The organism is Mycolicibacterium arcueilense, assembly GCF_058536225.1.
The window spans coordinates 1,412,459-1,434,768 of the sequence record NZ_JBZTYL010000007.1 but is presented as its reverse complement, the minus strand read 5'-3'; the positions used below and the strand labels follow the sequence as shown (position 1 = coordinate 1,434,768).

At 68.5% G+C, this 22,310-nt stretch carries 20 protein-coding genes; 4 read left to right on the top strand and 16 right to left on the bottom strand.

Annotated elements, in window-relative coordinates:
- Position 1: 1 nt before the first annotated feature.
- The 4 genes from infB to rimP all read right to left on the bottom strand — a co-directional run bounded on the left by infB (position 2) and on the right by rimP (position 4,909).
- Complete coding sequence (infB, locus tag AC4LGL_RS11165) at positions 2-2,830, bottom strand: translation initiation factor IF-2 (protein WP_491838751.1); 2,829 nt, start codon at positions 2,828-2,830, stop codon at positions 2-4.
- A gap of 79 nt (positions 2,831-2,909) precedes the next feature.
- Positions 2,910-3,161, bottom strand: a complete 252-nt coding sequence (locus tag AC4LGL_RS11160) for a YlxR family protein (protein WP_367301455.1) — start codon at positions 3,159-3,161, stop codon at positions 2,910-2,912.
- A gap of 177 nt (positions 3,162-3,338) precedes the next feature.
- On the bottom strand, positions 3,339-4,367 hold the full coding sequence (gene nusA, locus AC4LGL_RS11155; protein ID WP_055113091.1) for a transcription termination factor NusA: 1,029 nt from the start codon (positions 4,365-4,367) through the stop codon (positions 3,339-3,341).
- The gene (gene rimP, locus AC4LGL_RS11150; protein WP_491838750.1) at positions 4,364-4,909 is read right to left on the bottom strand and encodes a ribosome maturation factor RimP; all 546 of its coding nucleotides are present in this window, start codon (positions 4,907-4,909) and stop codon (positions 4,364-4,366) included. The genes nusA and rimP overlap by 4 nt, the downstream gene beginning before the upstream one ends.
- A 200-nt stretch (positions 4,910-5,109) precedes the next feature.
- On the opposite strand from rimP, the gene AC4LGL_RS11145 reads away from it, so the two are divergent.
- On the top strand, positions 5,110-5,637 hold the full coding sequence (locus tag AC4LGL_RS11145) for a hypothetical protein (protein ID WP_491838749.1): 528 nt from the start codon (positions 5,110-5,112) through the stop codon (positions 5,635-5,637).
- Entirely contained in the window at positions 5,634-6,113 is a 480-nt protein-coding gene (locus tag AC4LGL_RS11140; protein ID WP_491838748.1) for a ferritin-like domain-containing protein, read from the top strand. Before AC4LGL_RS11145 ends, AC4LGL_RS11140 begins: the two co-directional genes overlap by 4 nt.
- Positions 6,114-6,194: 81 nt before the next feature.
- Here AC4LGL_RS11140 and AC4LGL_RS11135 read toward each other — a convergent pair whose 3' ends face one another.
- The 9 genes from AC4LGL_RS11135 to mqo are packed head-to-tail and all read right to left on the bottom strand — an operon-like array spanning position 6,195 to position 17,307.
- Positions 6,195-7,955, bottom strand: coding sequence for a proline--tRNA ligase (locus AC4LGL_RS11135; protein WP_491838747.1), 1,761 nt, complete (start codon positions 7,953-7,955; stop codon positions 6,195-6,197).
- 24 nt (positions 7,956-7,979) lie between these two features.
- Entirely contained in the window at positions 7,980-8,654 is a 675-nt protein-coding gene (locus tag AC4LGL_RS11130; protein WP_491838746.1) for a 4a-hydroxytetrahydrobiopterin dehydratase family protein, read from the bottom strand.
- A 33-nt stretch (positions 8,655-8,687) separates the two neighbouring features.
- Positions 8,688-10,208, bottom strand: a complete 1,521-nt coding sequence (locus tag AC4LGL_RS11125) for an MFS transporter (protein WP_491838745.1) — start codon at positions 10,206-10,208, stop codon at positions 8,688-8,690.
- A gap of 33 nt (positions 10,209-10,241) precedes the next feature.
- Positions 10,242-11,459, bottom strand: coding sequence for a uroporphyrinogen-III C-methyltransferase (cobA, locus tag AC4LGL_RS11120; RefSeq protein WP_064959945.1), 1,218 nt, complete (start codon positions 11,457-11,459; stop codon positions 10,242-10,244).
- Complete coding sequence (locus AC4LGL_RS11115; protein WP_491838744.1) at positions 11,456-12,820, bottom strand: cobyrinic acid a,c-diamide synthase CobB; 1,365 nt, start codon at positions 12,818-12,820, stop codon at positions 11,456-11,458. The genes cobA and AC4LGL_RS11115 overlap by 4 nt, the downstream gene beginning before the upstream one ends.
- 28 nt (positions 12,821-12,848) lie before the next feature.
- Positions 12,849-13,463: a cob(I)yrinic acid a,c-diamide adenosyltransferase gene (gene cobO / locus AC4LGL_RS11110; RefSeq protein ID WP_491838743.1), complete on the bottom strand. Its 615-nt coding sequence runs from the start codon at positions 13,461-13,463 to the stop codon at positions 12,849-12,851.
- 14 nt (positions 13,464-13,477) lie between these two features.
- Positions 13,478-15,349, bottom strand: coding sequence for a magnesium chelatase subunit D family protein (locus AC4LGL_RS11105; RefSeq protein WP_491838742.1), 1,872 nt, complete (start codon positions 15,347-15,349; stop codon positions 13,478-13,480).
- Positions 15,350-15,368: 19 nt separating this feature from the next.
- Positions 15,369-15,854: a GNAT family N-acetyltransferase gene (locus tag AC4LGL_RS11100; RefSeq protein WP_064931161.1), complete on the bottom strand. Its 486-nt coding sequence runs from the start codon at positions 15,852-15,854 to the stop codon at positions 15,369-15,371.
- 13 nt (positions 15,855-15,867) lie between these two features.
- On the bottom strand, positions 15,868-17,307 hold the full coding sequence (gene mqo, locus AC4LGL_RS11095; protein ID WP_491839331.1) for a malate dehydrogenase (quinone): 1,440 nt from the start codon (positions 17,305-17,307) through the stop codon (positions 15,868-15,870).
- Between the two features lie 337 nt (positions 17,308-17,644).
- Between mqo and AC4LGL_RS11090 the strand changes: the two genes are divergently transcribed.
- The gene (locus AC4LGL_RS11090) at positions 17,645-18,673 is read left to right on the top strand and encodes an alpha/beta hydrolase (protein ID WP_491838741.1); all 1,029 of its coding nucleotides are present in this window, start codon (positions 17,645-17,647) and stop codon (positions 18,671-18,673) included.
- Positions 18,674-18,682: 9 nt separating this feature from the next.
- On the top strand, positions 18,683-20,068 hold the full coding sequence (mtr, locus tag AC4LGL_RS11085) for a mycothione reductase (RefSeq protein WP_491838740.1): 1,386 nt from the start codon (positions 18,683-18,685) through the stop codon (positions 20,066-20,068).
- Here mtr and nicT read toward each other — a convergent pair.
- From nicT to AC4LGL_RS11070, 3 genes are all read right to left on the bottom strand, one after another.
- On the bottom strand, positions 20,065-21,165 hold the full coding sequence (gene nicT / locus AC4LGL_RS11080; protein ID WP_491838739.1) for a Nickel transporter NicT: 1,101 nt from the start codon (positions 21,163-21,165) through the stop codon (positions 20,065-20,067). The two genes, mtr and nicT, sit on opposite strands and share 4 nt — an antisense overlap.
- Positions 21,166-21,229: 64 nt before the next feature.
- A complete protein-coding gene (locus AC4LGL_RS11075) occupies positions 21,230-21,559 on the bottom strand; it encodes an ArsR/SmtB family transcription factor (RefSeq protein ID WP_491838738.1) in 330 nt (109 codons plus the stop codon).
- A gap of 9 nt (positions 21,560-21,568) precedes the next feature.
- Entirely contained in the window at positions 21,569-22,294 is a 726-nt protein-coding gene (locus AC4LGL_RS11070) for a FadR/GntR family transcriptional regulator (RefSeq protein WP_491838737.1), read from the bottom strand.
- Positions 22,295-22,310 lie beyond the last annotated feature (16 nt).

Sequence of the window (22,310 nt, the reverse complement as noted above, 5' to 3'; positions counted from 1 at the left end):
TTCACGCGCGAGCCTTTTCAACGAGCTCGTACGTCTCGACGACGTCGCCTTCCTTGATGTCGTTGTAGGTCAGCGTCAGACCGCACTCGTAACCCTCGCGGACCTCGGTGGCATCGTCCTTCTCGCGCTTGAGCGAGGACACCGTGAGGTTCTGCGCGACCACCGTGTTGTCACGCAGCAGCCGGGCCTTGGCGTTGCGACGCATGATGCCCGAGGTGACCAGGCAGCCGGCGATGTTGCCGACCTTGGACGACCGGAAGATCGCCCGGATCTCGGCGCGGCCGAGCTCCTTCTCCTCGTACACCGGCTTGAGCATGCCCTTGAGGGCCTTCTCGATCTCGTCGATGGCCTGGTAGATCACCGAGTAGTACCGGATCTCCACACCCTCGCGGTTGGCCAGCTCGGTCGCCTTGCCCTCGGCACGGACGTTGAACCCGATGATGATCGCGTCCGAGGCGGAAGCCAGGTTGACGTTGGTCTCGGTGACGCCACCGACACCGCGGTCGATGACCCGCAGCTCCACTTCGTCGTCGATCTCGATGCCCATCAAGGCTTCCTCGAGGGCTTCGACCGTACCGGCGTTGTCGCCCTTGAGGATCAGGTTCAGCTGGCTGGTTTCCTTCAGTGCCGAATCCAGGTCTTCCAGGCTGATCCGCTTGCGGCTGCGTGCGGCCAGCGCGTTGCGCTTGCGCGCACTGCGCCGGTCGGCGATCTGGCGGGCGATGCGGTCCTCGTCGACAACCAGGAAGTTGTCACCGGCACCGGGCACCGACGTGAAGCCGATGACCTGGACCGGACGTGAGGGCAGCGCCTCTTCGACGTCGTCGCCGTGCTCGTCGACCATGCGGCGGACGCGACCATAGGCGTCGCCGGCCACCACCGAGTCGCCGACCCGCAGGGTGCCGCGCTGGATGAGCACCGTGGCCACCGGACCGCGACCGCGGTCCAGGTGTGCCTCGATCGCCACACCCTGGGCCTCCATGTCGGGGTTGGCCCGCAGGTCCAGGGCCGCGTCGGCGGTCAGCACGACCGCTTCCAGCAGCGCCTGGATGTTGGTGCCCTGCTTGGCCGAGATGTCGACGAACATGGTGTCGCCGCCGTAGTCCTCGGCCACCAGGTTGTACTCGGTGAGCTGCGCCCGGATCTTGGCCGGGTCGGCACCTTCCTTGTCGATCTTGTTGACCGCCACCACGATCGGCACGTCAGCGGCCTGCGCGTGGTTGATGGCCTCCACCGTCTGCGGCATGACGCCGTCGTCGGCCGCGACCACGAGGATCGCGATGTCGGTGGCCTTGGCACCACGGGCACGCATGGCGGTGAACGCCTCGTGACCCGGGGTGTCGATGAAGGTGATCGGCCGGACGTTGCCGTCCAGATCGACCTCGACCTGGTAGGCGCCGATGTGCTGGGTGATGCCGCCGGCCTCGCCCTCGCGGACGGTGGCGTTGCGGATGGTGTCCAGCAGTCGGGTCTTGCCGTGGTCGACGTGACCCATGACCGTGACCACAGGCGGGCGGAACTCGAGGTCGTCCTCGTCACCCTCGTCCTCGCCGTAGGTGAGGTCGAAGGACTGCAGCAGTTCGCGGTCCTCGTCTTCGGGCGAGACGACCTGCACCTTGAAGTTCATCTCGCTGCCGAGCAGCTCCAGGGTGTCGTCACCGACCGACTGGGTCGCGGTGACCATCTCACCGAGGTTGAACAGCGCCTGGACCAGTGCGGCCGGGTTGGCGTCGATCTTCTCGGCGAAGTCGCTCAGCGATGCGCCGCGGGCCAGCCGGATGGTCTCGCCGTTGCCCTTGGGCAACCGCACACCACCGACGACGGGCGCCTGCATGTTCTCGTATTCGGCGCGTTTCGCCCGCTTCGACTTACGGCCGCGCTTCGGGGCACCGCCGGGACGACCGAACGCACCGGCTGCGCCACCGCGCTGACCGGGACGACCGCCGCCGCCACCACCGGGGCGACCGCGGAAACCGCCGCCACCACCTGCGGGTGCGCCACCGCCACCGCCGGCACCGCCGCCGCGGTAGTTACCGCCACCGCCGCCGCCGGGACGAGCACCCTGACCGGCACCGCCGGGACGGGGGCCGCCACCGGGACGCGGGCCGGGGCGTGGGCCACCACGTCCGGGAGCACCGGCGCCGGCCGGACGCGGCGGCATGTTGCCGGGCGACGGACGCGGGCCACCGCCGGGACGCGGGGCACCGGGCCGCGGCTGCGGCCGCGGGATGGGCCGCTCGACCGGCTGCTGCGAGGAGAAGGGGTTGTTGCCGACCCGCGGGGCACGCGGGGCCGGCTTCGGGGCGCCCGATGCCGGACCCGGACGCGGGCCGGGGGTGGCACCGGGAGTGGGCCGCGGACCGGGCGTGGCGCCCGGAGTGGGCGCTGCCGGGGCGCTGGGCGCAGCAGCGGCCGGCGCACTGGGCGCGGCCGGAGGCTGCGGGGCAGCCGGCTTGGGTGCGGCGGGACGGGCCGGAGCGACCGGGGCCGCCTCGGCTGCCGGAGCCTGGGGTTCGACCGCCGGGGCCGCGGGGGCCGCGGGCTTGGCCGGGGACGGCTTGGCCGCCGTCGCGGGGCTGGGAGCCGGAGCGCCGGGCTTGGGGGCCGCGGGCGCTGCAGCGTTGCCCTGCGGGCGGGGCTTGTCTTCGGGCTTCTTGCCGCCGGCCTTGGTGCCGAACGACTCGCGCAACCGACGCGCGACGGGCGGCTCCACAGTGGAGGACGCCGACTTGACGAACTCGCCCTGCTCCTTGAGCTTGGCTAAGAGTTCCTTGCTGGTGACACCGAGTTCCTTCGCCAACTCGTGTACACGGGCCTTACCTGCTGCCACTACATCTCCTCGTCTGGAGGCAACAGCGGTGGTAGGCGCCGCGCCTCGGGTTTAGCTATGACGCATGGTCATCGGGACTTCACGGTGTGCTCATGTTCTTCGCTACCTGTTCTGTTGCCGGGGTGGCGGGCCCGTCGAGGTCGAACTTCTCGACGTACTCGATCACCGCGGATGTATCCGGTGAACCGGTGAGTCGCAACGCTCGGACGAAGGCTCGTCGCTTCACTGCCATCTGTGCGCACTGCTGGTCGGGGTGCAGCCACGCACCACGCCCAGGCAGACTCGCCGCGGGGTCAACGGTTACGGAACTGGTCCCGTTCCCGTCGGTCACCGCAACCACTCGGAGCAACTCGGCGGCCAACTCTCGCTTCCGACACCCGATGCAGGTCCGCACTGGTCCGACAGAGGTGTCGGAGGTGCTTCGTTGCGTCAGAGCCGGAGTCTCGCGCTGGATCACGGCTGAGTCTACCGCCCCGGGGCCCGTGGTCCGAAACGCCGGTCACTACTGTCAATCGTGTACCGCCCCGGGACGGACGTCCTGCTCCGGTTGCGGCGCCGCATCGCTGCGGATATCGATCCGCCAGCCGGTCAGCCGAGCCGCCAGCCTGGCATTTTGTCCTTCTTTACCGATCGCCAGAGAAAGCTGGAAGTCGGGCACGATCACCCGTGCCGCCCGCGCAGCCTCGTCGATCACCGACACCGACACGACTTTCGCCGGCGACAGGGCGTTGGCGACGAAGCGGGCGGCGTCCTCGTCGTAGTCGATGATGTCGATCTTCTCGCCGGACAGTTCACTCATCACATTGCGCACCCGCTGCCCCATCGGGCCGATACACGCGCCCTTGGCGTTCAGTCCGGGGACCCGCGAGGCCACCGCGATCTTGGACCGGTGCCCGGCCTCCCGGGCAACCGCCACGATCTCCACCGACCCGTCGGCGATCTCGGGTACCTCCAAGGAGAACAGCTTGCGGACCAGGTTCGGATGGGTGCGGGACAGCGTGATCAAGGGCTCGCGGGCACCTCGGGTGACGCCGACGACGTAGCAGCGCAGCCGGTCACCGTGCTCGTAGCGCTCCCCCGGCACCTGCTCGGCGCTGGGGATCACACCTTCCGAGCCCTTGGTCTCGCTGCCGATCCGGACCACGACCAGCCCGCGGGCGTTGGCCCGGGCATCGCGCTGGATGACTCCGGCCACGATGTCGCCCTCGTGGGCCGCGAACTCCCCGTAGGTCTTCTCGTTCTCCGCGTCGCGCAGCCGCTGCAGGATCACCTGGCGGGCCGTCGTCGCCGCGATCCGCCCGAATCCTTCAGGCGTGTCATCCCATTCGTGCAGGACATTGCCGTCGGCATCGGTCTGACGGGCGATCACCTTGACGACACCGGTCTTCCGGTCGATGTCGATGTGCGCGTCGGGCTCATGCCCCTCGGTATGGCGATACGCGGTGAGCAACGCCGATTTGATGGTCTCCACGACCACGTCGACCGTGATGCCCTTGTCGGCCTCGATGGCATGCAGCGCCGCCATGTCGATGTTCATTCGCCGGCCCCCTTCCCGGTTTCTCCCGACAGTTCCAGTTCACGTCGGTTTGGAGGTGAAAACTCCACTTGGACAACAGCTTTGGCGATATCAGTAAGAGCGATCTCACGGATGGCCAGTTCGCGGCCTTCCGGCACCACGACCTTCAGGACCGTGCCGTCGGTTTCCCCGAGCCTGCCGGTGAACACCGAACCGTCGGCCAGCGTGAGCTCGGCCTTGCGCCCGCGGGCGCGGCGGAAGTGCTTGGCCTTGGTGAGGGGCCGATCCACACCCGGCGAGGTGACGTCGAGCACATACGGCGTGTCGCCCTGCGCAAGCTGGTCGAGCAACTCAGAAGCCGTCCGCGACAGCGCCGCCAGCGAATCAAGATCGAGACCTTCGTCGCCGTCAGCGATCACGGTGATGCGGGGCGGCCGGGTCGACGCGTCGATCACGACATCGTCGATTTCATAGCCTGCGCGCGCGAACTCGCCGTCCAGCAGCTCGATCACCTGCGTCTGCGACGGCAAATCCGCAGACCGCAACTTTGGATCCGGTGCCACGGCGAGCTCCTCATCTTGAATTGTCTCCGACACAAATCCCAGGGCCAGCCACCTGGATCAGCCCCGGAATTGCCTATCCACGATACGCCAGGCCCCCGGCAGCAACCGCCAATCGCAATCCGGTGCGTGGCGAATGTCGTCGCGCCGGGCCCGGCCGGCCAGTCAGCGCCGCGTCAGGCGGGCGTCTGAGCAATGGCAGGATGTTCACCGTGCCGAGCGCCCATGCAGACATCAGCCGGCGGCGCGTACTGTTCTCGGCCGCGGCTCTTGCCCTGCTGGGCGCCACCGCCGCATGCAGTACGACGCCCCCTCAACCCGAAGTGGACGACCTGACCGCGCAGTGGGACCGGGCCCGCGCCGACAGTGCGCTGGCCGCCGACGCGGCCGCCGCCCAGTCTCCGCAGGCGCCGGTGGCCCGGGCGCTGAATGCGGTGGCGACCGATCGCAGCGCGCACGCCAAAGCCCTGGCCGACGAGTTGACCCGGATGACGGGTTCCACGCCGGCGAACACCACCACCACCACCAAGAGCACGGCCAAGGCTGCTCCGGGCGGCGGGGCAGACCCGTCGGCACCGAGCGTCGACGACGTTGTCGATGCGCTCAAGGAGTCCGCCGACCGGGCCGCCGGCCTGGCCCGCAGGTTGTCCGGCTATCGCGCCGGACTGCTCGGATCCATCGCCGCCTCGTGCACGGCCGGCCACACCGTCGCGCTGGGAGGTGCACAGTGACCTCACCGGGACCACGATCGACCACCTCGCCCACCCGGCCGACGACCGCCGCCGATGCCGCACTGTTCGACGCGGTGGCCGTCGAGCATGGGGCCATCTACGGCTACGGGCTGGTCTCGGCCCATTCGACGGCCGAGGACAACGCCCTGGTCGCCACGGCGATGGCCGAACACCGGGCACGTCGCGAGGAGGCCATGGCCATGCTCGACGCCCGCTCGGTCACCCCACCGCTACCCGCGGCCGGATATCAGTTGCCCGCGCCGGTCACCGATCCGACCGACGCCGCCAACCTCGCGATCCGGATGGAGGAGGACTCCTCGGTGGCCTGGCGTGCGGTGCTCGAGCAGGCCGACAGTGACGACGACCGCACGTTCGCGGTGGCTGCCCTGACCCAGACCGCCGTCACGGCGGCCAAGTGGCGCGCCATCGTCAACGCCTGGCCGGTGACGGTCGCCTTCCCCGGCGGCGGCGAATAACGGCCTCGGTCACCCGCCGCTTTCCACGCCGGGGTCGCGCTCCGCTAGGCGGAGCGGCCCAGGCGTAGAAGTCGACGAAGCTCAGCCGGCGGTGAGGGCCGCCGAGATCTCGGCCGCCGCATCGTCGACGGCAATCTCGCGGTTCTCGCCCGTGAACCGGTTGCGCAGCTCCACCACACCGTCGGAGAAGCCGCGGCCGACAACGACGATCCACGGCATACCCAGCAACTCGGCGTCCTTGAATTTCACGCCGGGTGAGGCCTTGCGGTCGTCGAACAGCACCTCGTGACCCAGGCGGTCCAGGGCGGCGACGAGTTCGGTCGCCCCGGTCCGTGCGGCGTCGTCCTTGTTGGCCACCACGACGTGTACGTCAAAGGGTGCGACGGCGCTCGGCCAGCGCAGGCCGAGCTCGTCGTGCTGCTGCTCGGCGATCACGGCGACCATGCGGGACACCCCGATGCCGTAGGAACCCATGGTGAGCCGCACCGGCTTGCCGTCCTCACCGAGCACGTCGGCGGTGAAGGCGTCCGCGTACTTGCGGCCCAGCTGGAAGATGTGGCCGATCTCGATGCCACGCGCCGCGGCGAGCACGCCGGCGCCATCCGGTGACGGGTCGCCTTCGCGGACCTCGGCGGCCTCGATGGTGCCGTCGGGAGTGAAGTCACGGCCTGCGACCAGGCCGACGACGTGCCTGTTGGGCGCGTCGGCACCGGTGATCCACGCTGTGCCGTCCACCACGCGCGGATCGACGAGATAACGAACCCCGTTGTCCAGCAAGGCCTTCGGCCCGACGTAGCCCTTGACCAGGAACGGGTTCTTGGCGAAGTCGGCGTCGTCGAGCAAGGCGAACTCGGCAGGTTCCAGCGCGGCGCCGAGACGTTTCTCATCGACCTCGCGGTCCCCCGGCACGCCGACCGCCAGCAGCTCCCACTCGCCGCCGGGCTCGCGGGTCTTGAGCAGGACATTCTTCAGGGTGTCGGCGGCGGCGACCTGGCGACCCGAGAACTGTTCCAGAGCAGCCGAATTGGCCCAGTCCACCAGTGTCGCGATGGTCGGGGTGTCCGGAGTGTCGTGAACCTGCGCGGCGGGCTGCCCCTCGATCGGCAGCGGCGCCGGCGCCCGGGTGATCACCGCCTCGACGTTGGCGGCGTAGCCGGATTCCAGGCAGCGCACGAAGGTGTCCTCACCGACCTCGCTCTCGGCCAGGAACTCCTCGGAGGCACTGCCACCCATCGCGCCGGAGACCGCCGACACGATCACGTAGCGCACACCCAGGCGGCCGAAGATCTTCTGGTACGCCTCGCGGTGCGCGTGGTACGCGTTCTTCAGGCCATCGTCGTCGACGTCGAACGAGTACGAGTCCTTCATGACGAACTCACGGCCACGCAGAATGCCGGCGCGCGGACGCGCCTCGTCGCGGTACTTGGTCTGGACCTGGTACAGGATCACCGGGAAGTCCTTGTAGGAGGAGTACTCCCCCTTGACCGTCAGCGTGAAGATCTCTTCGTGCGTCGGCCCGAGCAGATAGTCGTTGCCACGCCGGTCCTGCAGCCGGAACAGGGTGTCGCCGTACTCGGTCCACCGGTTGGTGGTCTCGTAGGCGCCGCGCGGCAGTAGCGCCGGCAGCAGGATCTCCTGGCCACCGATCGCGTTCATCTCTTCCCGCACGATGCTCTCGATCCGGCGCAGCACCCGCAGGCCCAGCGGCAGCCAGCTGTAGATGCCGGGGCCGACCGGCCGGACATAGCCGGCGCGGATGAGCAGCTTGTGGCTGGGCACCTCGGCATCAGCGGGGTCGTCGCGCAGGGTTCTCAGGAACAGCTCGGACATGCGGGTGATCACAGGCGACAACCTTAAGGCGTGTCGTCAGTCACGGCCCTGCCAGGTACAGATGCAGGCCTCGTTGCCCTCGGTGTCGGCCAGTACCCAAAAGCGCGGGGCAACCCGGTCACTGAGCAATATGCCGCCTGCGGCCAGAGCCGCGTCGACGCGGGCCTGCGCGGCGTCGTGGGGCACGTCGATGTCGAGGTGGATCCGGTTGCGTTGGGGCCGAGGCGCATCCATCTGCTGAAACCAGATGGCCGGGCCACGGTCGAAGGGATCCACGAGTCCGGCGTTGAGATCTGATACGCCCGGTTCGGCTGGGGTTTCATCGATATAACCCGTGACGGCCTTCCAGAACGGGCGGACCGCACCGATGTCGAGGGCGTCGATCGCGATCTCGATGGCCTGGACCGCGACGCGACCGGTGGTCGTTTCGAAACCGTGCCCGGCCAGTGCCTGGGACACCTCGCGGGCCAGTTCCAGATCCCGCTCGGTCACCGCATGGGCGTCGCGCGTGCGCAGCCTCAGCACCGCCCGGTCACCACGGATGTCGACGGAGAGGTGTTGTGACGCATCCGCGCCGGCCGCGTGCACGGCGTGGCCGGCCGCTGAGGCGGCATCAGCCATCGAAGGGGCCAGGACCTCGGTGTAGACGGCTCCCAGCACCAGGCGCCAGCCCAGCGGGCCGACGGCGTCCGAGATCTCCCGGCGGTTCATCGGCGTCAGCCTAACTCCGCGACCGGGACGAGGTCAGTCGACTTCGATCTCTCCGGCGTCGATGGCTTCCTTGACGTCCTGGGCGTGGGCCACCTGCTTGGAGGTGTAGCCGATGAACAATGCCGCGACACCGACCAGGACCGCGACCGCAGCCACCCACAGCAATCCGTAGGTGTAGCCCGCGTCGAGCGCCGCCAGTTGCGGTTCGTTCATGTCCTTGACCGGACCGGTGATGCCGCCCAGGTAAAGGGTGCGTGAGGTGATGACCGCCTGGATGATGGCCAGCACGAGCGGGCCGCCCAGGTTCTGCAGCATCAGCGCGATGGCCGAGGCCGGACCGATACGGTCAATGTCGACACCCGCGATCGCCGAGAGCGTCAGCGGCACCACGATCATGCCGATGCCGATACCGCCGATGGTGATCGGCAGCACCAGGTTCGGGAAGTACGGAATGCCGGCGTGCAGCGTCGAGCCGTAGAGCATGGCCCCGAGCACCAGGATCCCGCCCGCGATCACCACGATGCGCGGCTGGAAGAACCGCACGATCTGGGACGACGCCCCGAGGCCGATGCCCATGCCGATCACGAACGGAATGAAGCCGACGCCGGCGTGCAGGGCGCTGTAGCCCAGGATGTCCTGCACGTAGAGACCGATCAGCACGGTCAGGGTGAACAGCACACCGCCGGCCAGGAAGATCGCCGCGAACGTGGCGACCCGGTTGCGCTCGTGGAACAGGTCGAACGGCACCACCGGGTTCTCGGCGCTGCGCTCGGCGATGAGAAAGGCAATGCCGAAGACCGCTGCCGCGGCGCCGGAGCCGAGCGTGATCGGGGACAACCAGCCGCTCTCGGGGCCCTGGGTGAAGGCGAATACCGCGGCCGTACAGGCCAGCGTGGCCAGCAGCGCGCCGGCGGCATCCAACTTCATCCGCTCGCGATGCGTTTCCTGCAGCGAGGTACGGGCCAGGTACAGCATCACCAGACCGATGGGCACGTTGACCAGGAAGGCCCACCGCCAGGACACCTCGGTGAGAGCTCCGCCGACCACCAGGCCCATCACCGAACCGATTGCGGTCATGGCTCCGAACACCGCGGTGGCAGCGTTGCGGGCCGGGCCTTTGGGGAACGTCGTCGCGACGAGCGCGAGCCCTGTTGGTGCCGCGATGGCGGCGCCGACGCCCTGAAGCAGCCGGGCGACGACCAGGGTGGCCTCATTCCAGGCGATGCCGCACAGGATCGAGGCGATGATGAACAACCCGACGCCCACGATGAAGGTGCGTTTGCGGCCGATCGTGTCGCCGAGCCGTCCGCCCAGGAGCATCAGGCCGCCGAAGGTCAGGACGTAGGCGGTGATGACCCAGCTGCGCCCGGCGTCGGACAGGCCGAGTTCGTCCTGGATCCGCGGCAACGCGACGATCGCGACCGTGCTGTCCATCGTGGCGAGCAGCTGCATGCCACCGATTGCGATTACCGCGGAAAGGAAGCCCCAGGACGGGAACCAGGACGGGAGGCGGGCGGCGAGGCCCTGGCGCTCGGCGTCGTTGAGTGCCGTCATAACGCGTCACCTTACCGGAATCTTAAGAATCCTTTAACCGGCGAAGGCCGCCACGGGTCCGATCACGATGATCGCCGGAGGTCGAATGCCGTCCGCACGGATCCGCTCGGGCGCGTCGCCGAGAGTCGCCAGCAGGGTGCGCTGCGCGAGGGTGGTGCCGTGTTGCACCACCAGAACCGGCGTATCCGCAGGTCGGCCCCCGTCCAGGAGCGCCTTGGTGAACAGCTCGATGCGTTCGACGGCCATCAGCAGCACGATGGTGCCGGTCATCGCCGCCAGGGCATTCCAATTGACTAACGATTCGGGGTGGCCAGGCGCAACATGGCCGCTGACCACCACGAACTCGTGGGTCATACCGCGGTGGGTGACCGGAACCCCGGCCAGCGCGGGTACCGATATGGCACTCGTCACACCGGGAACGACGGTCACCGGGATGCCGGCCTCGGTGCACGCCAGGACCTCTTCATATCCGCGGGCGAAGACGAACGGGTCGCCGCCTTTGAGCCGGACGACGAACTTCCCGTCGCGGGCCCGGTCCACGAGTACCTGGTTGATCGCCTCCTGCGCCATCGCCCGCCCGTACGGGATCTTGGCCGCGTCGATCACCTCGACGTGAGGTCCGAGTTCGGCGAGCAACTCCTGGGGCGCCAGCCGGTCGGCGACCACCACATCGGCGCGGGCCAGCAGGCGGCGTCCGCGCACGGTGATCAACTCGGGATCGCCGGGGCCGCCGCCGACGAGGGCCACCCCGCGGGGCGCCTCCCCCGGCTCGTCACCGGCGTCTGCGGTGAGCAGGCCGCGCTGCAGCGCTTCGTGGATGGCGGTGCGGATGGCCGCCGAGCGGCGGTGCTCCCCGCCGGCGAGGACGCCCACCGACAGGCCGTCGGAGTCGAACGTGGCGGGGGTCACCGCCGATCCCTCGCGCGCCACGTCGGCGCGGACACAGAAGATGCGCCGCTCGTCGGCTTCGGCGGCGATGGCGGCGTTGACCTCGGAGTCGTCGGTGGCCGCAAGCACATACCAGGCACCGTCGAGATCCCCGGCGCGGAAGTCGCGCAGTTGCAGGGTGATCCCCGGGTCGTCGTGCGACAGCGCCTCCACCGCGGGGCTGGCCGCCCGGGCAATCACATGTACGTCGGCGCCGTGGGCGATCAGCAAGGGCAGCCGACGTTGCGCGACGGTTCCGCCGCCGACAACGACGACCTTCTTGCCCGACAGGCGCAGGCCGACGAGGTAGGCATTCTCGGTCACCCGCCGAGCTTAGTGGTTGCTGCTGTGGTGACGAAGCGGGTGATGGCCTCCGGGTGCGCCGCGGGGTGGGTGTGGAGGTATCCGGCATGCACACCGCGCTGCACGGCACCGTCGCGCCGGGCCGCCTGCCCGGGCCCGGCGAACGCCCAGGCGGGCGATGATTGTTCGACGAATTCGACTGCAGTCCGGTGGAATTCGTGACCGGTGACCCGATCTCCTGCGGCGTGCATGCTGGAGTCAACGACCGCTACGGCGTCGCGGTAGCCCAGCGTGAGACGGTCGGTGAACCGCGCCGAACCGGCAAGCACACCGCACATCTGCACCCCGTCGAGATCGTCGACCAGGTACGTCAGACCCGCGCACTCGGCATGCACCGGGCCTCCACTGGCAGCGAGGCGGCGGATCTGCTGGCGGACAAGATCGTTGGCCGACAGTTCGGCGGTGAACTGCTCGGGAAACCCGCCGGGCAGCACCAGCGCGTCCGCACCGGCGGGCAGTGGTTCGGACAGGGGGTCGAACTCGGCGACGTGCGCCCCGGCCCCGCGCAGCAGCTCGGCGTGCTCGGCATAGCTGAAGCTGAAGGCCTTGCCGGCCGCCAGGGCCACCGTGACGTTGGTCACCGACTCGGCGACCGGGCTCCACGGCGCGGCGGTGACGTGCGCGGTGGCTGCGGATGCCAGGGCCCCGAGATCCACGTGCCGGGCCACCAGGGCGGTCATTGCGGCCACCGCGTCACGGGCCTGCCGGCCGTGCTCGACCGCGGTGACGAGACCGAGATGTCTTGATGGGACCGATAACTCGTCACTCCGAGGAATCGCCCCGAGGACCTGCACCCCGGCGTGTTCACAGGCCTGGCGCAGCACCGCCTCGTGCCGGTCCGAGCCCACCCGGTTGAGGATCACCCCGGCGATCCGCACCGCCGGGTCGAAGGTGACGAAGCCGTGGATCAGGGCCGCGACGCTGTGACTCTGCCCACGGGCATCGACCACCAGTACCACCGGGGCCCCCAGCACGCCGGCCACCTGGGCCGCCGAACCCCGCGGGATACCGGTCATCTGCCCCTCGATGCGACCGTCGAACAGGCCCATCACGCCTTCGACCACCGCGATGTCGGCGCCGGCGCAGCCGTGCCGGTACAGCGGTCCGATCAGCTCCTCACCGACGAGCACCGGGTCGAGGTTGCGGCCAGGGCGGCCGGCGGCCAGGGCATGGTAGCCGGGGTCGATGAAGTCCGGGCCCACCTTGAACGGCGCCACGGTGTGACCGGCCCGGCGCAGCGCACCGACCAAACCCGTTGCCACCGTGGTCTTCCCGCTGCCCGAGGCCGGAGCAGCGATCACCACCGCCGGGGTGGTGTTCATGTCTTCCGGCGAACGAGGGTGACCACGCCTACCATTCGATGCCCTTCTGGCCTTTACGGCCGGCATCCATCGGGTGCTTGATCTTGGTCATCTCCGTCACCAGATCCGCGGCATCGATCAACGCCTGCGGGGCATCGCGGCCGGTGATCACCACATGCTGGCTACCCGGCCGCGTGCTGAGCACCTCGACTACTTCTTCTACGTCCACCCAGCCCCATTTGAGCGGATAGGTGAACTCGTCGAGCACGTAGAACTGATGGCGTTCTTCCGCCAGCCGACGTTTGATCTCGGCCCAGCCGTCGGCGGCCGCCGCGGCATGGTCGACGTCACTGCCGTGCTTGCGGGTCCAGGACCAGCCCGAACCCATCTTGTGCCATTCGACCGGCCCGCCGGCCCCGTGCTCGTCGTGCAGCTGACCGAGCTGACCGAACACGGCCTCCTCGCCGACCTTCCACTTCGCGCTCTTGACGAACTGGAACACTGCGACCGAAAAGCCCTGGTTCCAGGCCCGCAGTGCCATGCCGAAGGCCGCGGTGGACTTGCCCTTCCCGGGCCCGGTGTGCACGGCGAGCAGCGGCGCGTTGCGTCGGGCCTTGGTGGTGAGGCCGTCGTCGGGCACCGTCAGCGGCTGTCCCTGTGGCATGTGGGCGGTCCTTCCTAGGCGGCGGTCTGGCGCTGGACGAGCCGGGTCAGTTCGGCCGCGCGCAACTGCTCGAGCCGGACTGCCGGCGACCCCAGCTGCTGAGCCAATTGCCCGGCCAACCCGAGTCGCACAAACGATGTTTCACAGTCGACCACCACGGCTGCGGCACCCTCGGCCACCAACGCGGCCGCGGCCTGCCGGGTACGGCCCAGCGGATCAGGACCCTCGGTGGCGCGGCCGTCGGTGAGCACCACCACCAGGCTGCGCCGGGCGCGATCGCGGGCCTTCTCCCGGATCACCAGATCGCGGGCGGCCAACAGCCCCTGGGCCAGCGGTGTCTTGCCCCCGGTGTCGAACCGGGCCAGCCGCCGACTGGCGATGTGCACCGAGGTGGTGGGCGGCAGCAGCACCCGAGCGTCCTGTTGACGGAACGTGATCACCGCGACCTTGTCCCGACGTTGGTAGGCGTCGCGCAGCAGCGACAGGGTTGCGCCGGTGACCGCCGACATCCGGTCGCGGGCGGCCATGGACCCGGAGGCGTCGACGACGAAGATCACCAGATTGCCTTCGCGGCCTTCACGTACCGCGCGCCGGATGTCCTCGGGGCGGGGTCGCGGCAGTCCCGCGCCCCGTTGGCGGCCTGCGGTGGCGAGCAGGGTGGCGAACATGTGCAGCCCGTGCCCGCTGCCGGGTTCCGCGGTGGCCGCGATGGGGGTGCCGGTGCGGTTGCGGGCCCTCGAACGGCGGCCGGGCGCGCCCTCACCGACTCCGGGCACCACCAGTGCCTTGGTCCGGAACACCGCCGACGGCGGGGCACTGGGACGGTTCGTGGACGGCTTCGAATTCCCCTGTGCCGGCTGCCCGTCCGCACCGGAGTCGACGCCGCCACCAGGTGGATCGAAGTCCGGATCGAAATCAGGGTCAGGCTCCGCGTCGGGTCCCGACTGCTCGGCGGACTCCCCCGCCTGCTGCATGGCCTCTTCGAGGCGTTCGGGGTCCAGGCCCGGATCGTCGAACGGATCACGCCGACGCCGGTGCGGCAACGCCAGTTCGGCGGCCACCCGGATGTCCTCCTCGGCGACGGTGCTGGCACCGCGCCAGGCAGCGTGGGCGACGGCGGTGCGCGCCACCACCAAATCGGCACGCATCCCGTCGACGTCGAATGCCGCGCACAGCGCGGCGATGCGCCGCAATTCGGTGTCGGGCAGTTCGACCGCGCCGATCGCCTTGCGGGCGGCCGCGATCCGGTCGGCAAGCTCCGCATCGGCGCCCGCGTGGCGCTCGACGAAGGCCCTCGGGTCGGCTTCGAACGCCATGCGGGAGCGGATCACCTCGACGCGGACGTCGACATCGCGTGAGGCGGCGACGTCGACGGTCAGACCGAACCGGTCCAGCAGCTGCGGGCGCAGCTCCCCCTCCTCGGGGTTCATGGTGCCGATCAGGACGAACCGGGACTCGTGTGAGTGCGAAATACCTTCGCGTTCAACGTGAACCCGTCCCATGGCGGCGGCATCGAGAAGTACGTCGACCAGGTGGTCGTGCAGCAGGTTGACCTCGTCGACGTAGAGGACGCCACCGTGGGCGCGGGCCAGCAGGCCCGGTGAGAAGGCGTGCTCGCCGTCGCGGAGCACCTTCTGCAGATCCAGCGATCCGACCACCCGGTCCTCGGTCGCGCCGATCGGCAATTCCACCAGGCGGGCGTCGTCGTCGACCGCGGACAGCACCGCGGCCAGGCCGCGGACCGCGGTGGATTTCGCAGTTCCCTTCTCACCGCGGATCAGCACGCCGCCGATCTCAGGGTGAACCGCGCACAGCAGCAGGGCCAGGCGCAGCCGGTCCTGCCCCACCAGTGCGCTGAACGGGTAGGTGTGGGTCTCGGCCGTCATCAGGAGGACTCGCTCTCGGTCATGTCGGCTCCTCGCGCAAGCGCTCGTCGGACCGGAACCCGGCACGCACCATCGGCACGTGCGGGATTCCGTCATCAAGGAATTCGTCGCCGTCACGGACGAATCCGTGCCGGCCGTACATGTCGATCAGGTAGGTCTGGGCATTGATGTGGCACGGGTAGTCGCCGACCTCGGCCAGTGCGGCCTGCATGAGCCGGGTCGTGTGGCCGCTGCCCCGGGCACTGCGTTTGGTGCACACCCGGCCGATCCGGAACGCCTTCTCGCCGCCGGGATGCTCCTCCATCAACCGCAACGTCGAAATGACTTCTCCGTCCGGGCTTTCCAGCCAGAAGTGGCGGGTCTCGGCGAGCAGATCCCGCCCGTCGAGCTCAGGGTAGGGCGTGGCCTGCTCCACCACGAACACCTCGACGCGGAGCTTGAGCAGCTCGTAAAGCGTTGGTACGTCGAGATCTTTGGCCCAACTGCGGCGTAGTGCGACCGTCATCCGCCCGCCCCGGTCACGCTGTCACAGGGACGTCCAGCTGCAGCGCCTTGGTGCCCCACGCCCAGACTTCCTCGAACAGGCCGGGTTCCGTGGACAGCTTGGTACCGAGGGAGGGCACCATCTCCTTGAGCTTCGGCAACCAGCTCTGGTACCGATCGGTGAAGCAGCGCTCCAGCACGTCGAGCATGGCCGGCACAGCGGTGGATGCACCCGGCGAGGCGCCGAGCAGACCGGCGATGCTGCCGTCGGCGGCGGTCAGCACGGTGGTGCCGAACTCCAGCACACCACCCGCACCCTTGCGTCGGATCACCTGCACGCGCTGTCCGGCGATGTCGAGCTCCCAATCGGAATCGACTGCGCTGGGCGCGAATTCGCGCAAGGTGTCGACCCGTGCGGCCTCACTCAGCAGCAGCTGGCCAACCAGGTAGTTGACCAGACCCATCTCGGTGAGCCCGACGCCGAGCATCGACATGATGTTGTTGGGCTTGACCGACAACGGCAGGTCGGTGAACTTGCCCTGCTTGAGGAACTTCGGCGTCCAGCCGGCGAACGGACCGAACAGCAGCCACGACTTGCCGTTGATCACGCGGGTGTCCAGGTGCGGCACCGACATGGGCGGGGCGCCCAGCGGCGGCAGTCCGTACACCTTGGCCTGGTGGCCTGCGGTCAGCGCCTGGTTGTTGGTCCGCAGGAATGCGCCGCCGACCGGGAAACCTCCGAAGCCCTTGGCCTCGGGAATGCCGGCCTTCTGCAGCAGCGGCAGCGCGCCACCACCGGCGCCGACGAACACGAACCTGGCATTGAACTTGCGCTTGAGACCGGTGCGCCGATTGGTCACCTTGAGTGTCCAGGTCCCGTCCGATTCCTTGCGCAGGTTGCGGACCTCATGGCCGAACAGGGTGTCCATCCCACGCTGGGCGGTGAAGCCGATGAGCTGGCGCGAGAGCGCACCGAAGTCGACGTCGGTGCCGTGCTGCGACCAGTTCAGCCCGACCGGATCGGAGAAATCACGCTTGGCGGCCATGAACGGCAGCCGGCGCGCGAATTCGTCCTTGTCGTCGATGAATTCCATCGAGGCGAACAGCGGGTTGCCGACGAGGGCCTGATGCCGGCGCTTGAGGTAGTCGACGTTGCCGGCGCCGTGCACGAAACTGACGTGCGGGATCGGGTTGAGGAAGCCGCGCACGTCGGGCAGCACGCCGTTCTCGGCCGCGTAGGCCCAGAACTGCCGCGACACCTGGAACTGCTCGTTGACGTTGATGGCCTTGGTGGTGTCGATGGAGCCATCGGACAGCTCGGGCGTGTAGTTCAGCTCACACAGCGCCGAGTGCCCGGTACCTGCGTTGTTCCACGGATCGCTACTCTCGGCGGCAGCGCCGTCGAGCCGCTCGATCATGGTGATGGACCAGTCCGGCTCCAGCAGACGGATCAGAGCGCCGAGGGTTGCGCTCATGATGCCGGCGCCAACCAGCACGACGTCTGTCTTCACGGTCGTACCCACGTTTGCCTCAGACACCCTGATCGCTCGTCCTTTGTTGTTGCGCGGCCCGTCGACATGGACGGCTTTTGTTATGCCCAGGTTATCGCGCGACGAATCCCAGTTGGCCAGGCATGGTAGTGCGATCCGTCACCCGTCTGGCCTCCTCAACCCCACGACAGCCGCCGGGCACCCCTGGATCCGGCGCGTGGCCCGGCAACACCGCAGGCAAGTCTGCAGGTCCCCGGGCCGGCAAACGGACTCTCCGCCGTCATTACGACACCCGTTTCCGGCGCGCGGCTAGGGTGGAACCGTGACGTCACGGGAGCCCTCCTGGGAGCCGGATGTATTGCCTGGGTTCTGGCAACAGACCATCGATGCAGGACCTGATCCCGATGGCGAAGGTCACCTGGTCGCCACGCTGGTACGCCGGGGCCCGGCCGCCACGGCGGACGGGAAGGGCCACGCGGTGCTGGCACTGCACGGCTACACCGACTACTTCTTCCACACCGAACTGGCGGATCGATTCGCCGAGCGCGGCTTCGCGTTCTATGCGCTGGATCTCCCCAAATGCGGACGCTCCCGGCACGAGGGGCAGACCGCGCACTTCACCACCGATCTGGCGCGGTACGACGACGAGCTTCAGCGCGCGCTGGAGGTGATCGCGGCCGACACCGGCGACGCCACGGTATGCCTGTACGGGCATTCGGCAGGCGGGCTCATCCTCACGTTGTTCGCCGATCGTCTGCGTCGCAGCCGCCGGCTGGCCCCTCTGCACGTCGGCGGACTGATCCTCAACAGCCCGTTCTTCGACCTGCACGGCCCGGCGATCCTGCGCACCGCACCCACATCGGCCGCCCTGATCGCCCTGGCCCGGCTGCGCAAACTGTCGGTGATCCGTAAGCCCACCGAAGGTGGCTACGGCACCACCCTGCATCGCGACTTCGGCGGCGAGTTCGACTACAACCTGGAATGGAAACCGTTGGGCGGCTTCCCGGTAACGCTCGGTTGGATCAACGCCATCCGCCGCGGCCAGGCCCGGCTGCACCGCGGGCTGGACGTCGGCGTACCCAATCTGATCCTGCGGTCCGACCGCAGCGTCACCGAAACCGCCGATCCCGCCGGGATGCAACGCGGTGACGCGGTACTCGATGTCAGTCAGATCGCACGGTGGTCCGGTTGCGTGGGTAACCACACCACGGTCGCGCCGATCGCCGACGCCAAACACGACGTCTTCCTGTCGGTGGCCGATGCCCGGGAGGCGGCCTACCGTGAGTTGGACCGGTGGCTGGACTATTACCTCAATCTGCAAACCCGGCCGAGCACAACACCTTCCGGATAGGGACTGCGCATGGAGCACTACGACCTGACCATCATCGGCACCGGTTCGGGCAACAGCATTCTCGACGAGCGTTACGCCGGCAAGAAGGTTGCGATCTGTGAGCAGGGCACGTTCGGCGGCACCTGCCTGAACGTGGGCTGCATCCCCACCAAGATGTTCGTCTACGCCGCTGACGTCGCGGACACGATCAAGGACAGCGCCAAGTACGGCATCGATTCCCACATCGACAAGGTGCGCTGGCCCGACATCGTCGCGCGGGTGTTCGGCCGTATCGACCCGATCGCCGCAGGCGGCGAGGACTACCGCCGCAACGACCCCCACATCACGGTGTATGCCAGCCACACCCGATTCGGGCCCAAGACCGCCGATGGCCGCTACACACTGCGCACCGAGTCCGGTGACGAATTCAGCAGCGATCAGGTGGTGATCGCGGCCGGTTCCCGCGCCTACGTCCCGCCGGCCATCGTGGACTGCGGCGTCACCTACTACACCAGCGACGACATCATGCGGATCCCCGAACTGCCCGAACACCTGGTGATCGTCGGCGGCGGGTTCGTCTCCGCCGAGTTCGCCCATGTGTTCTCGGCGTTGGGCGTACGGGTCACCATCGTGGTGCGTGGTGATTGTGTTCTCAGCCATTGCGACGAGACGATCTGCCAAGAGTTCAGCGCGCTGGCCGCCGAGAAGTGGGATCTGCGGACCCACGAGAACGTGATCGGCTCCCACCACGAGGGTGATCGGATCGTCCTGGACCTCGACGATGGCAAGACGCTGCCCGCCGACATGCTGCTGGTGGCCACCGGCCGGATCCCCAACGGGGATCTGCTCGACGCCGAGCTGGCCGGGGTGGAGGTCGACGAGGACGGTCTGGTCATCGTCGACGAATACCAACGCACCACGGCGCGTGGCGTATTCGCGCTCGGGGACGTCTCCTCGGAGTACCAGCTCAAGCACGTGGCCAACCACGAGTCCCGCGTGGTCAAGGAGAACCTGCTGCGCGATTGGGATGACACCGAGGCGATGGTGCGCAGCGATCACCGGTTCGTCCCGTCTGCGGTGTTCACCGAACCGCAGATCGCTACAGTCGGGTTGACCGAGGAGCAGGCCCGCGACCAGGGCTACGACTTCGTCACCAAGATTCAGGCCTACGGTGACACCGCGTACGGCTGGGCGATGGAGGACACCACCGGCATCGCCAAGCTGATCGGCGATCGCGCCACCGGCAAGATCCTGGGCGCCCACATCATGGGCTACCAGGCATCCGCGATCATCCAGCCGTTGATCCAGGCGATGAGCTTCGGGCAGACCGCCGAGGAGGTTGCCCGGGGGCAGTACTGGATTCACCCGGCACTGCCCGAGGTGATCGAGAATGCGCTGCTGGGCCTGACCGGCTAGGCCCGCGCAACCCAGCGCTCCTCGATCCGGCCGAACCGCCAGATCCCCAGGGCCACAACCCAGCTCAATACAAAGAGCCCGACGATCGCGAATCCGACGAACTCCAGGTCGGCCGAACCGATGAATGCCAGCGGACCCGTGGTGATGCCAAGGCGCTCGACCAGCAGACCGGCCAGAACGATGACGCCGATCACCAGCGCCACGATCACCGACAACACGGTGACCGTCAGGTTGTAATAGACCTTGCGGACCGGCTGCAGGAACGCCCAGCCGTAGGCCCGCGACATGAAGATTCCGTCCACGCTGTCGAACAGGCTCATCCCTGCCGCGAAGAGCACCGGCAGCACGAGGATGGCGTACCAGGGCAGGGTGAACGCTGCCGCACCCGCCGCCAGCACCAGCAGCGCCACCTGGGTCGCGGTGTCGAAGCCCAGGCCCATCAGAAAGCCGACCGGGTACAGGTGCCACGGCTTGCTCACCCGTCGCATGAACCGGCCGAGCAGACGGGCCAGGAAGCCCCGCTGTTGAAGTTGACGTTCGAGTTCGGCCTCGTCGAACTGTCCGCCGCGCATGGCACGGAAGATCTTGGCGATGCCGACGACGGCGAACAGATTCGTCAGGCCGATCAGGATGAGGAACGTCCCGGCCACCACCGACCCGATCAGCCCGAGGGTCTGCAACATCGGCGAATCCTCGTTCTGCACCGGCCCGGCCAGCGCATGAACACCGAACGCCAGCAGCAGGGCCAGCCCGAACACCACGCTGGAATGCCCCAGCGAGAACCAGAATCCCGCCGAGAGTGATCGCGTGCCCTCACCGACGAGTTTGCGGGTGGTGTTGTCGATGACGGCGATGTGGTCGGCGTCGAAGGCGTGCCGCACACCCAACAGGTAGGCGGTGACACCGATTCCGACCCCGAACACCCCGGCCGACCCCAGCGTGATGTGTTGCGGCGCGACGCCGTAAATCAGTACGCCCCAACCGAATACATGCAGAAGCAAGACCACCGCGGCGACCACCGCGATCGACGTCCAATCAGCGCGGTCGAATGGCTGCGGCTTCGTCGTCGTCACCTCGGGAACCGCGCCAGTGGTCATTTATCGAGCCTAAGACGGCGCCAGATATCTGTCCAGATGAACAGATGAACAGATGAACACGGTTTCAGCCGTGCCGCGCCCCGATCCAGTGCAGCAGGTCGTGCACCGTCTCGTCCTCGAGCCGGTAGTTCACGGTGCGGCCGGCTCGGGTTGAGGTGACCCAGCCCTGCTCCCGAAGCACCCGCAACGCCTGGGAGACGGCGTTTTCCGAGCGGCCGAGCGCCGTGGCCAGATCACTGACACAGATCCCCGGCGCGCGGTGCAGACCGAGCAGGATCTCCAGCCGGTGGGGGTCGGACAGCAGGTCGAAGCGCTGCGCCCACCCTGGGGTGTCGACGTCGGCCAAGGCCGACGACGCGCGTTCGACCTGGACCTCGTTACCGTGCCGGTCCACGGTACGAATCTAGTCCAGGAAGCCGTGGAGCAAGGCCGACGATCCCCCGACATGTGCCAGCATGGCCGCGGCGGCCCGCTCGCTGTCACCGGCCAGGATCGCCATCACGATCGCTTCGTGCTGTTCGTCGGAATGGGCGATGTTGCGCAGCAGCAGCGGGATCTGATCCAGCAGCGCATTGAGCCGCATGCGGTTCTCGGCGACCAGCGGTACCAGTGAGGGCGAACCCGCGGCTTCCGCGATGGCCAGGTGCAGCCGCGAATCCAGCCGGCGGTAGTCGTCGGGCTCGGCCGCGCGGACGTCTTCCAGCCGCGACCACAGGCCCTCCCGCTCGGCCGCGCTCAACGTCCGTCCGGCCGCCATCCGCGCCGCCCCGACCTCCAGGATCTCCCGCAGCCGCAACGCGTCGTCGATCTCCGCGCGCGTCGGACTCGGACCGTCGGCGGTGTGCCGGGGCAACTCAGTGGCCAGGAAGGTGCCGCCGTACCGCCCCCGCTTGGACACCAGATAACCGGCATCGGCGAGCGATTTGATCGCCTCCCGGACGGTGTCGCGACTGACCCCGAGCCGGGCGGCAAGCTCACGCTCTGGCGGCAGCGACTCCCCCGGACCCAACACGCCCAGTCGGATCGTCTCCAGCAGCCGGCCCACGGTGTCCTCGAAGGCATTGCCCAGCCGGACCGGACGCAGCAGGGCGGCGTCTGCGGCGGGCTGGGGGTCCGGTTCGGCTGTCATGGCGAGCTACCAGGGT